The organism is Enterobacter sp. Lyrl_3 (assembly GCF_051948675.1).
Classification (GTDB): domain Bacteria; phylum Pseudomonadota; class Gammaproteobacteria; order Enterobacterales; family Enterobacteriaceae; genus Enterobacter; species Enterobacter cloacae.
On the sequence record NZ_JAYJLI010000001.1, the window covers coordinates 805460 to 817030 of the forward strand.

At 57.2% G+C, this 11571-nt stretch carries 9 protein-coding genes; 1 reads left to right on the forward strand and 8 read right to left on the reverse strand.

All coding sequences use genetic code 11. The features are described 5' to 3' along the window. Positions 1-30 precede the first annotated feature (30 nt). Complete coding sequence (locus VF709_RS03995) at positions 31-1035, forward strand: chemotaxis protein (RefSeq protein WP_013098100.1); 1005 nt, start codon at positions 31-33, stop codon at positions 1033-1035. Between the two features lie 493 nt (positions 1036-1528). On the opposite strand, the gene nuoN is transcribed toward VF709_RS03995, so the two are convergent. From nuoN to nuoG, 8 genes are all read right to left on the reverse strand, one after another. Then, complete coding sequence (gene nuoN / locus VF709_RS04000) at positions 1529-2986, reverse strand: NADH-quinone oxidoreductase subunit NuoN (RefSeq protein ID WP_014832756.1); 1458 nt, start codon at positions 2984-2986, stop codon at positions 1529-1531. Between the two features lie 6 nt (positions 2987-2992). Then, positions 2993-4522, reverse strand: a complete 1530-nt coding sequence (gene nuoM, locus VF709_RS04005) for an NADH-quinone oxidoreductase subunit M (RefSeq protein WP_013098102.1) — start codon at positions 4520-4522, stop codon at positions 2993-2995. Positions 4523-4600: 78 nt separating this feature from the next. After that, entirely contained in the window at positions 4601-6442 is a 1842-nt protein-coding gene (gene nuoL, locus VF709_RS04010; RefSeq protein ID WP_057071666.1) for an NADH-quinone oxidoreductase subunit L, read from the reverse strand. Continuing rightward, on the reverse strand, positions 6439-6741 hold the full coding sequence (nuoK, locus tag VF709_RS04015) for an NADH-quinone oxidoreductase subunit NuoK (protein WP_003861496.1): 303 nt from the start codon (positions 6739-6741) through the stop codon (positions 6439-6441). Before nuoK ends, nuoL begins: the two co-directional genes overlap by 4 nt. Continuing rightward, complete coding sequence (nuoJ, locus tag VF709_RS04020) at positions 6738-7292, reverse strand: NADH-quinone oxidoreductase subunit J (RefSeq protein WP_008500212.1); 555 nt, start codon at positions 7290-7292, stop codon at positions 6738-6740. The genes nuoK and nuoJ overlap by 4 nt, the downstream gene beginning before the upstream one ends. Positions 7293-7302: 10 nt before the next feature. After that, positions 7303-7845 carry an NADH-quinone oxidoreductase subunit NuoI gene (gene nuoI / locus VF709_RS04025; RefSeq protein ID WP_003861491.1) on the reverse strand — a complete coding sequence of 181 codons (543 nt, stop codon included), beginning with the start codon at positions 7843-7845 and terminating at the stop codon, positions 7303-7305. Between the two features lie 13 nt (positions 7846-7858). Beyond that, positions 7859-8836 carry an NADH-quinone oxidoreductase subunit NuoH gene (gene nuoH, locus VF709_RS04030; protein ID WP_013098104.1) on the reverse strand — a complete coding sequence of 326 codons (978 nt, stop codon included), beginning with the start codon at positions 8834-8836 and terminating at the stop codon, positions 7859-7861. Then, positions 8833-11556 carry an NADH-quinone oxidoreductase subunit NuoG gene (gene nuoG / locus VF709_RS04035; RefSeq protein WP_023621514.1) on the reverse strand — a complete coding sequence of 908 codons (2724 nt, stop codon included), beginning with the start codon at positions 11554-11556 and terminating at the stop codon, positions 8833-8835. Before nuoG ends, nuoH begins: the two co-directional genes overlap by 4 nt. Between the last annotated feature and the right edge of the window lie 15 nt (positions 11557-11571).

Consider the following 11571-nt stretch of genomic DNA (forward strand, 5'->3'; position numbering starts at 1 on the left):
TAAAAGGGCAGCATTTCACTTGAGGGTAGAATGGATAATTTCCAGAAAGATATTGATGACAGGGCAAATCTCACCCTGTCGAATCGTTTTGAGCTGTTGCTGTTCCGTCTGGGCACGTCTCTGAATGAAAATAAATCCGAACTGTTTGGCATTAACGTCTTTAAGCTGCGTGAAATTGTGCCGATGCCGGAGTTCACCAAACCCGCAGGGATGAAGTCCCCGCTGATGGGGATGGTGAATATCCGCGATCAGGTGATCCCGGTGATCGACCTGGCCGCGGTGGCAGGCTGTAAGCCGACGACGGGGCTCAACATCCTGCTGATCACCGAATATGCCCGCAGCGTGCAGGCGTTTGCGGTGGAATCGGTTGAGAACATCATGCGCCTCGACTGGAAGCAGGTTCACGCGGCGGAAACCGCCGTCAGCGGACGTTACATCACCAGTATCGCCTGTCTGGACGAAAAGACCGATACCAACGAGCTGGCGATGGTGCTGGACGTTGAGCAGATCCTGTATGACATCACGCCGGCCAACCACGATCTGCACGCCACGAATCTGCAGACCACTAAGTTCCACATCAAGCCTGGCGCTGTGGCGATTGTGGCGGAAGATTCCAAAGTCGCGCGCTCCATGCTGGAGAAGGGATTACAGGCTATGGAGATCCCGGCGCAGCTGCATATCACCGGTAAAGACGCATGGGAGAAAATTGGCGTGCTGGCCGCGCAGGCGCAGGCTGAAGGGGTGCCGATCACCGATAAAATTGCCCTGGTGCTGACCGACCTCGAAATGCCAGAGATGGACGGTTTCACGCTGACGCGCAAAATCAAAACCGACCCGCTGCTGAAAGATATTCCTGTTGTGATCCACTCTTCGCTTTCGGGCAACGCCAACGAAGATCATATTCGTAAAGTGAAGGCCGACGGCTACGTGGCGAAGTTTGAGCTGAACGAGCTGTCGTCGGTGATTGAAGAGGTGCTGGACCGTTCGATGAAGAAGATTGACGGGCCGTTGATTAGCAGGAAACAGCTGGCTTAAGTCTGGTGCGGGCTGAGGGATCCCCATAAAATAATGCCTGCACGGAGGACCCCCTCTCCCTTGAGGGAGAGGGTTGGGGTGAGGGGGAACATACGGCTGTAGGGGTAATTCCGTTCACTTTATGTTCCTTGCTACTCTGTAACAACATGACCCGTGAACGTGCCAGGGCGGCTCAATCGCCGCCGCCCTGGCGACCCGGGCTCCCGGCGGTAAATCGCCGCTGCGCGGTGCCTTCGGCTTATTCCTTCCGGCTTATCGGGGACGGGCGGATGTAACATCCCTGTAAAGCCGCCCTCTCGGCGCATCCATGCGCCTCGCCCCGGCCTGCAGGAAACGCCTCAGCGATTTACAGCCGGACCAGGGCATCGCTGTAAGTTATTCATTTTCCTGAAACAACATTCATCGCTTTTGGTAAAAAATTACTGGAGATCCCTCAGCCCACAGGGAGAGGGCGAAAACCATAAAAAAACCCGCCGAGGCGGGTTTTTTGCTTTTACATCAGCGGCATTGCTCGCTGCACGATATCAATCAGCGGCTGCGGATAGATACCGAAGATCAGCACCAGCAGCGCGGAGATCAGCACCACAATACCACCGGCGCTGTACTGCCAGTTGCCTGGTGCGTCGCGGTTGAGTTGCTGAGGCGCGCTCAGGTACAGGCTCACTGCCACACGCAGATAGTAGTACAGACCGATTGCCGAGCCGATAACCACGCCCGCAGTCAGCCACCACAGGTGCGCCTGCACACCGACAGCCAGCACGTAGAACTTACCGATGAAGCCCAGCGTCATTGGGATACCCGCCAGAGAGAGCATCATCACGGTCATCACCGCAGACAGGATCGGACGGTGCCAGAACAGGCCACGGTAGGAGAACAGTGAATCTGCATCCGGGCCACGGTACGGGCTGGACATCAGGCTCACCACGCCGAACGCGCCGAGGCTGCTGAACAGGTAACCGGCCAGGTAAACGCCTACGGTTTCCATCGACATCTCACCGCTCTGCAGCGCAATCAGTGCCACCAGCAGGTAGCCCAGATGAGAGATGGAGGAGTAACCCAGCAGACGTTTAATGTTGGTCTGGCTCAGCGCCATCAGGTTACCAAAGATGATGGAGACGAACGCGATAATCCCCAGCACCGTGCGAACTGCTTCGCTGTCACCTACCGGTGCGTACAGGAACAGGCGCATGACCACACCGAAGATAGCGATTTTGCTCGCCGTCGCCAGGAAGGTAGAAACCGGCGCCGGTGCGCCCTGGTAAACATCCGGGGTCCACAGGTGGAACGGAACCAGAGAGAGTTTAAAGCCGAGGCCAACAATCATCATGCCCAGACCCGCCAGCAGCAGCGGCTCGTGCAGCATGCCGTCGCCGAGGCTCTTGCCAAGCGCCATGAACGAAAGGTTACCGGTCTGCGCGTACAGCAGCGCAATACCAAACAACAGGAAGGACGAGGCAGCAGCAGACAGGATGGTGTACTTGATGCTCGCTTCCAGAGAGCGCTTCTGACGGAAGGCGTAACCAATCAGGCCGAACAGCGGCAGAGAGATAAGCTCAATGCCGAGGAACAGCGCAGCCAGATGGTTTGCATTCGCCAGCAGAATGCCGCCGAGTGCGGCAATCAGTACCAGCAGGTAAAACTCTTCTTTGTTGTCGTTGTAGCCTTCGAGCCACGGATAGGCAAAGGTACAGGTCGCCAGGCTCGCCAGCAGAACCAGCCCCGTGTACAGCATGGCATAGCCGTCAACGCGCATCAGCGGGGTGACGTCCATCGCCCCGCCCTGGCCAACAAACCAGAGAGAGACTAACGCGGCGTTCAGTCCGATGACCGACAGCGTGGCATTCAGGAAGTGATTGCGTCGCCACGCAATGGAGAGCATCACAACCACCACCGTCAATCCGACGATCAGCAGCGGTAGCAGCGCGATCAGTTGTTGTGGAGTTATTGTCATGGCGAATTACGGCCTTGTAGTAGAAGCAGAATTAACAAACCACTGCTGGATATTACCCATCGCGGAGTGCGAGGTATCCAGAATCGGCTGCGGGAAGAAGCCCAGCAGCACCAGCAGTACGACCAGCAGCAGGATGATGAACAGCTCACGCAGCGACATCCCCGGCAGTTCTTGTGCAGCAATTTCGCTCTTCGCTTTACCGAAGTAAGCACGGTGCAGCATCGCCAGCGAGTAGACGGACGCGAACACCAGACCAAAGGTGGAGATGACGGTAATCATCGGTACCACTTTGAAGCTGCCGAACAGAATCATAAATTCGCCGACGAAGTTACCGGTACCTGGCATACCCAGGGTCGCCACCGCGAAGAACATGGACAGCGCCGGCAGCCACTTAATTTTACTCCACAGACCGCCCATCATACGCATGTCACGGGTATGCAGACGTTCGTACAGCTGACCACAGAGGATGAAGAGACCGGCTGCGGACAGACCGTGCGCAATCATCTGGATCACCGCGCCCTGGTACGCCAGCTGGCTGCCGGTGTAGATAGCAATCAGCACGAAGCCCATGTGGGAAACGGAGGTGTACGCAATCAGACGTTTGATGTCGTACTGCGTGAACGCCATCCAGGCACCGTAGAAGATACCAATCACACCCAGCCACATGGCAATCGGTGCGAACTCAGCGGACGCGTTCGGGAACAGTGGCAGCGCGAAACGCAGCAGACCGTAGGCTGCTGTTTTCAGCAAGATGCCCGCCAGGTCAACAGAACCTGCGGTTGGCGCCTGAGAGTGCGCATCTGGCAGCCAGCCGTGCAGCGGTACGACCGGCATTTTCACCGCGAAGGCGATGAAGAAGCCGAGCATCAGCAGGTATTCCACACCGTGAGACATCGGGGTCTTCAGCAGGTCTTCGTAGTTGAAGGTCCAGACACCGGTCGCATTGTGGTGCACAAACACCAGCGCCAGAATGGCAATCAGCATCACCAGACCACTCGCCTGGGTATAGATGAAGAACTTGGTGGCCGCCGTGATACGCGTTTTACCGTCGGACGCCTTATGGCCCCACAGCGCGATCAGGAAGTACATCGGCACCAGCATCATCTCCCAGAAGAAGAAGAACAGGAACATGTCGATGGCAAGGAACACGCCGATTACGCCGCCCAGGATCCACATCAGGTTCAGGTGGAAGAAGCCCTGGTATTTTTCGATTTCTCGCCAGGAGCAAAGTACCGCCAGAACGCCGAGCAGACCGGTCAGCACCACCATCAGCAGCGACAGACCGTCAATCGCCAGGTGGATCGTAATGCCGAAACGCGGGATCCAAGGCAGGATAAACTCAGACTGCCACTGCGGAATGCCTGCAGACTGGGTCAGGGAGTAGCCACCCTGCAACCAAAGTTGCAGACCAAGCGCGAGCGTCAATCCCATGGTGATCAGCGCGATCCAGCGCGGCATCTTCACGCCAAAGCGTTCAGTCTGCCAGCACAGGAAGCCGCCGATGAAGGGAATTAATATTAGCCAGGGTAGTAACATGGCGATTTACATTCCTTTTTAAGGCCCCCACAGAAGGGGCCTGATTTTCAACGAATTCGAATAAAATTCACTTTACGATCAACGCAACACCATCAGCAGCGCCAGCACGACAACCGCACCGATGCTCATGGACGCCACATACCAGCGCAGGTAACCGTTCTCGCTGTACAGCAGGCCTTTACCTGCAAAGCGGGAGAGGATCGCCGGGATATTCATCAGGCTGTTCAGTGGGTCGCGCTTCAACAGCCACGCAATGCCCAGGAACGGCTTAACGAAGATCATGTCGTACAGCCAGTCGAAGCCCCACGCGTTGTACCACCAGGTGCCCAGCAGGCGGCCTGGCGCACTGTTGGCAACGGCAGTCACCAGCGTGCGTTTGCCCAGCCACAGCCATGCAGCAATCAGGATACCCGCGATAGCGACCACACCAGAGGTGATTTCAAGCGTCAGAACGCGGCCGTGCTCAAGCTCGGTGGTGTCTGGCAGTACACCCTGCAGCGGCGGCACAATCATCGCGCCAACGAAGGTGGACAGGACCAGCAGCACAATCAGCGGCAGGTGGTGAGTAATCCCCTGCCCTGCATGAGCGTGAATTTGTTCTTTACCGTGGAATACGATGAAAATCATACGGAAGGTATACAGGGAGGTCATGAACGCACCGACCAGACCCGCAACCATCAGATTGATATGACCATTCGCCATGGCACCGGCAAGGATTTCGTCCTTACTGAAGAAGCCCGCGGTAATTAGCGGCAGTGCCGCCAGCGCCGCGCCGCCCACCAGGAAGCAGACATACACCAGCGGGATGGACTTACGCAGTCCGCCCATCTTGAAGATGTTCTGCTCGTGATGGCAGGCCAGGATCACGGAACCGGATGAGAGGAACAGCAGCGCTTTAAAGAACGCGTGCGTCATCAGGTGGAAAATCGCCGCGTCCCACGCCTGAACGCCCAGCGCCAGGAACATGTAGCCAATCTGGCTCATGGTGGAATAAGCAAGAACGCGTTTGATGTCGGTCTGCACCAGCGCGGCAAAGCCTGCCAGCACCAGCGTGACCGCACCAACGATACCCACCAGATGCAGAATTTCCGGGGTCATCAGGAACAGGCCATGGGTACGCGCAATCAGGTACACACCGGCGGTGACCATGGTCGCGGCGTGGATCAGCGCGGAGACAGGGGTTGGACCCGCCATCGCGTCGGCCAGCCATGTCTGCAACGGCAGCTGTGCAGATTTACCCACAGCACCACCCAGCAGCATCAGCGTTGCCCACCACAGCATGTTGTTGCCTGCGGCGAAGTGTGCCGGCGCCAGTTCCACCATTTCGCGGAAGTTCAGCGTGCCCAGTTCGTTGTAGAGAATGAACAGCGCGAACGCGAGGAAGACGTCACCCACACGGGTCACGACGAACGCTTTCATGGCCGCTGCGCCATTCTTCGGATCGGTGTAGTAGAACCCGATCAGCAGGTACGAACAGAGACCCACGCCTTCCCAGCCCAGATACATCAGCAGCAGGTTATCGGCCAGCACCAGAACCACCATGCTGGCGATAAACAGGTTGGTGTAGGCGAAGAAGCGGGAGTAGCCCTCTTCACCGCGCATGTACCAGGAGGCGAACATATGGATCAGGAAGCCCACGCCGGTCACCACGGAGAGCATGGTCAGCGAGAGACCATCCAGCACCAGGTTAAAACCGATGTTGAAATCACCGACCGACATCCAGGTCCACAGCGGCACGCTGAAGGCCTGACGCCCGTTGTTGAAGAAATCGATACCCGCATACGCTGTTACCAGCGCAGCCAGACCGACAGATCCCATGCCGACGGTCGCAGACAGATTCTCAGACCAGCGGCCGCGAGAAAACGCCAGCAGCACGAAGCCAATCAGCGGAAAAATAATGGTTAAGGCAAGCATGTTCATCCACGCAACTCACTTACTGAATCGATGTTCAGGTTCTGGCGGCGACGATGGAGCTGCAGCAACAGCGCCAGGCCAATACTCGCTTCGGCAGCCGCGAGGCTGATGGCGAGAATGTACATCACCTGACCATCGGTCTGGCCCCAGTAGCTTCCGGCGACCACGAAGGCCAGCGCGGAGGCGTTAATCATGATTTCCAGACCGATCAGCATAAACAGCAGATTGCGGCGGATAACCAGACCGGTTAAGCCCAGAACGAATAAAATCGCAGCGAGGATCAGTCCATGTGTTAAGGGGATCATGCGCGTTCCTCCGTTTTTCTTTTCGCGCGGTCGTCAGTGCGGTTGCTCAGCACCTCACCAGCACGCTCTTCGCGGCCAACGTGGAAGGCAACAACCAGACCCGCCAGCAGCAGCATAGAGGCCAGTTCAACCGCCAGAACGTATGGGCCAAACAGCGTGATACCCACTTCTTTCGCGCCGATTGGCGTACCGTCGATGCCCTGGTCGTTCACGCCGAGAATGGCATAAACAATCACCACCAGCATGATGGCCGACAAAATTGCCGGGCCAATCCACACCTGCGGTTTTAACCACTGACGTTCCTGCTCAATTTCAGAGCCGCCCAGGTTCAGCATCATCACCACGAAGACGAACAGCACCATGATGGCACCGGCGTAAACGATGATTTCCAGCGCACCGGCAAAGTGCGCGCCGAGCGCAAAGAACACCCCGGAAATAGCCAGCAGCGAAATGATTAAGTACAGCAGCGCATGCACCGGATTGGTGTGCGTAATCACTCGTAGCGTAGCCAGGATGGCGATAAGGCCACAGATATAAAAAGCGAATTCCATTGCCCTCTCCTTACGGTAACAGGCTCTTGACGTCGATAGGCTTGGCTTCGTTCTCTGCTTCGCCCTTATCTTTGCCGTCGATTGCCATACCCGCCATCCGGTAGAAGTTATATTCCGGGTATTTGCCCGGACCGGAAATCAGCAGATCCTCTTTCTCGTACACCAGGTCCTGACGCTTGTACTCACCCAGTTCGAAGTCTGGGGTGAGCTGAATCGCCGTGGTTGGGCACGCTTCTTCACACAGACCACAGAAGATGCAGCGTGAGAAGTTGATGCGGAAGAACTCAGGGTACCAGCGGCCGTCTACCGTCTCTGCTTTCTGCAGAGAGATACAGCCTACCGGACACGCTACCGCACACAGGTTACAGGCAACGCAGCGCTCGGAGCCGTCCGGGTCGCGCGTCAGCACGATACGGCCACGGTAGCGCGGCGGCAGATATACCGGCTCTTCCGGGTACATCCGGGTTTCGCGTTTGGCAAACGCGTGCAGGCCGATCATCCAGATACTGCGTACCTGGGTACCAAAGCCTACCAGTAATTCTTTTAAGGTCATGGTCTATAGCCCCTTATGGCTGCTGCCAGAGAATGACAGCCGCCGTTACCAACAAGTTGACGAGCGTCAGCGGCAGGCACACTTTCCAGCCGAAGGACATTACCTGGTCATAACGCGGACGCGGTAACGCTGCGCGAATCAAAATGAACATCATCATGAAGAACGCGGTTTTCAGCGCGAACCAGATGAACGGCGGTAAGAACGGGCCATGCCAGCCACCAAAGAACAGCGTTACCATCAATGCGGAAATGGTGACGATACCGATGTACTCGCCCACGAAGAACAGACCGAATTTCATACCGGAATATTCAATGTGGTAACCGTCGGCCAGTTCCTGTTCGGCTTCTGGCTGGTCAAACGGGTGACGGTGACACACCGCCACGCCCGCGATAGCAAAGGTAACAAAACCAAAGAACTGCGGGATAACGTTCCAGATGTCGGCCTGGTTGTTAACGATGTCGGTCATGTTGAATGAACCGGCCTGCGCCACCACGCCCATCAGGGAGAGCCCCAGGAACACTTCGTAGCTCAGCGTCTGCGCGGAAGCACGCATCGCACCCAGCAGCGAGTATTTGTTGTTACTGGACCAGCCTGCGAACAGTACCGCGTAAACCGCGAGCCCTGCCATCATCAGGAAGAACAGAATGCCGATGTTCAGGTCAGCCACCACCCAGGTCGGGCTGACAGGAACGATAGCAAACGCCAGCAGCAGCGAGGTGAAGGCGATCATCGGTGCCAGCGTAAAGATCACGCGATCCGAGAAGCGTGGGATCCAGTCCTCTTTGAAGAACATCTTGATCATGTCCGCAACCAGCTGGAGTGATCCCCCCCAGCCAACGCGGTTTGGTCCATAACGGTTCTGGAACAGACCAAGCAGACGACGTTCACCAAAGCTCATGAACGCACCACAGGTGACCACCACCAGCAGAATGACAATCGCTTTCAGAATGCTCAGCAGGATGTCGATAAGATCCGGCGTTAACCAACTCATGCTTTTGCCTCCTGCAGGTTATCAAGACGCGCACCCGCCAATACCGGCGCGATGCCAGGCATACCCATCGGCAGACCGACCTGCCCTGCTGTCAGGCTTTCAGAGATAATCAGCGGCAGGCTGATGGTCTGGCCCTCGTAGCTAAAGGCAATGTTCGCACCCGCGTTCACGCCAAGCTTCGCGGCGTCTGCCGGGTTGAGCTTGATGTACGGCTGCGGCATACGCTGCTGGAATACCGGTGAACGCTGGGACAGCTCGTCGCTACCAAACAGATGGTAGTACGGCGCAATACGCCAGCTACCGTCCTGCGCCTGGAAGCTCGCCGGAACGGTGGTGAAGAAGTCCAGACCGGTTTCGGAGGCTTCAATCAGACGCACGCCCGGATCGCCGTGACGCAGTGAACCGCCCACTTCCGCCTGGAACTTGTTCCACGCCTGCGGGGAGTTCCAGCCCGGCGCCCATGCGAATGGGATCTGTGAACGCGGCGCAGACGGCTGGTTGTTCCCTTCCATGGAGAAGGCGAACATGGTGTCTTTATCCTGCGGCTGACGCGGTTCGTGCACGCTGATATTGGCACGCATCGCGGTACGGCCACTGTAACGGTGCGGTTCACGCGCCAGTTTCTGGCCGCGAATACGGAAGCTCGCTTCAGGCGCAGCATCTTTAATACCCGCCAGCTGAGGCAGTTTTTCGACTACCGCATCGATAACGTGGTCGAGCTGCGTCCAGTCCACTTCACGGCTCTGCACGGTGCTGTGCAGGGAGTGCAGCCAGCGCCAGCTTTCCAGCATCACGGTGTTGCTGTCGTAGTACGCCGGGTCATAAACCTGGAAGAAACGCTGTGCGCGGCCTTCGTTGTTGATAACCGTACCGTCGCTTTCTGCGAAGCTTGCCGCAGAGAGCACCAGGTGCGCTTTATCCATAATCGCGGTGCGCTGATGGTCGATTACCATCACCAGCGGTGCTTTAGAGAGCGCAGCGTCAACACGCGCGGCAGAGGCATGGCGATGCAGGTCATTTTCCAGCACCACAACGGCGTCAGCAGCACCGGACTCCAGTTCGCTTAACGCTTCTTCCAGCGAGCCGCCGCCAATCATACCCAGACCGATGCTGTTCACCGCACGGGCAATCATGGTGACACCAACGTCCGCACCGCGGCCTTTCAGGGCTTTGGCGACGTTCGCTGCAGCCTGAATGATCTCGGCGCTACCGGCGTTAGTCCCGGAGATAATCAGTGGTTTCTTCGCCCCCGCCAGCGCCTGAACAATCACGTCGACTTTGCTTTGCAGGTCACGATCCAGTTCAACGGCCGGAGAATTGTTGTCCAGCGCATGAGCAATGGCGAAGCCAAGACGCGCCTGATCTTCAACCGGCGCGCAGTAGGTCCACGCGGCGATATCGTCCAGACGGGTGTTGTCGACGTTCGTCACAAACAGAGGATGCTTCGCGCGCTGGCCGATGTTGAGGATTGCCGCAATCTGCCAGTCAGCCACTTTCTGTGCCGCTGCCATTTCACGTGCTTTACCCTTCACCGCCTGGCGAACCGCCAGAGCCGCGCGAGCGCCGGTCTGCGTCAGATCTTCGCCCAGCACCAGAACCGCATCATACGATTCGATTTCGCGCAGCGCAGGGGTATGAATACCGCCTTCGCGCAGCACTTTCAGTACCAGCTGCAGACGTTCCTGCTCGCCCTGAGCGATACCGGTGTAGAAGTTTTCCGCCCCCACCAGCTCACGCAGCGCGAAGTTGCTTTCGATGCTGGCACGCGGGGAGCCGATACCGATCACTTTCTTCGACTGGCGCAGAATATCTGCCGCACCCTGCATCGCCTGTTCAGCGTTCAGGGTGATAAAGTCGTCGCCACGGCGCTGAACCGGCTGACGCGGACGGTCTTTCAGGTTCACATAGCCATAGCCGAAACGACCGCGGTCGCACAGGAAGTAATGGTTTACGGTACCGTTGTAACGGTTTTCGATACGACGCAGTTCGCCGTAGCGCTCACCCGGGCTGGTGTTACAGCCCAGCGAACACTGCTGGCAGATGCTTGGTGCAAACTGCATGTCCCACTTACGGTTGTAACGCTCGGAGTGAGTTTTATCGGTGAATACGCCGGTCGGACAGATTTCTACCAGGTTACCGGAGAATTCGCTCTCAAGCGTACCGTCTTCCGGACGACCGAAGTAGACGTTGTCATGTGCGCCATACACACCCAGATCCTGACCGTCTGCGTAATCTTTGTAGTAACGCACGCAGCGGTAGCAGGCGATGCAGCGGTTCATTTCGTGAGAGATGAACGGCCCCAGGTCCTGGTTACGGTGAGTACGTTTAGTAAAGCGATAGCGACGGAAGCTGTGACCGGTCATTACGGTCATATCCTGAAGGTGGCAGTTGCCGCCCTCTTCACAGACCGGGCAGTCGTGCGGGTGGTTGGTCATCAACCATTCCACAACGCTTTCGCGGAACTGTTTTGCTTCTTCGTCATCAATCGAAATAAAGGTGCCTTCGGTGGCTGGCGTCATACAGGACATCACCAGGCGACCACGCGTGTCTTCCGCGTTTTGATATTGCTTCACCGCACACTGGCGGCAAGCACCGACGCTGCCCAGCGCCGGATGCCAGCAAAAGTACGGAATATCGAGGCCAAGAGACAGACAAGCTTCCAGCAGGTTGTCCGCCCCGTTGACTTCGTATTCTTTGCCGTCTACATGAATCGTAGCCATTAGCATGCTTCCAGT

Bases quoted from the DNA above. Each gene is read 5' to 3' on its own strand.
- VF709_RS03995 (WP_013098100.1), top strand. From the start codon at position 31: ATGGATAATTTCCAGAAAGATATTGATGACAGGGCAAATCTCACCCTG.
- nuoK (WP_003861496.1), bottom strand. From the start codon at position 6,741: ATGATCCCCTTAACACATGGACTGATCCTCGCTGCGATTTTATTCGTT.
- nuoL (WP_057071666.1), bottom strand. From the start codon at position 6,442: ATGAACATGCTTGCCTTAACCATTATTTTTCCGCTGATTGGCTTCGTG.
- nuoI (WP_003861491.1), bottom strand. From the start codon at position 7,845: ATGACCTTAAAAGAATTACTGGTAGGCTTTGGTACCCAGGTACGCAGT.
- nuoG (WP_023621514.1), bottom strand. From the start codon at position 11,556: ATGGCTACGATTCATGTAGACGGCAAAGAATACGAAGTCAACGGGGCG.
- nuoM (WP_013098102.1), bottom strand. From the start codon at position 4,522: ATGTTACTACCCTGGCTAATATTAATTCCCTTCATCGGCGGCTTCCTG.
- nuoH (WP_013098104.1), bottom strand. From the start codon at position 8,836: ATGAGTTGGTTAACGCCGGATCTTATCGACATCCTGCTGAGCATTCTG.
- nuoN (WP_014832756.1), bottom strand. From the start codon at position 2,986: ATGACAATAACTCCACAACAACTGATCGCGCTGCTACCGCTGCTGATC.
- nuoJ (WP_008500212.1), bottom strand. From the start codon at position 7,292: ATGGAATTCGCTTTTTATATCTGTGGCCTTATCGCCATCCTGGCTACG.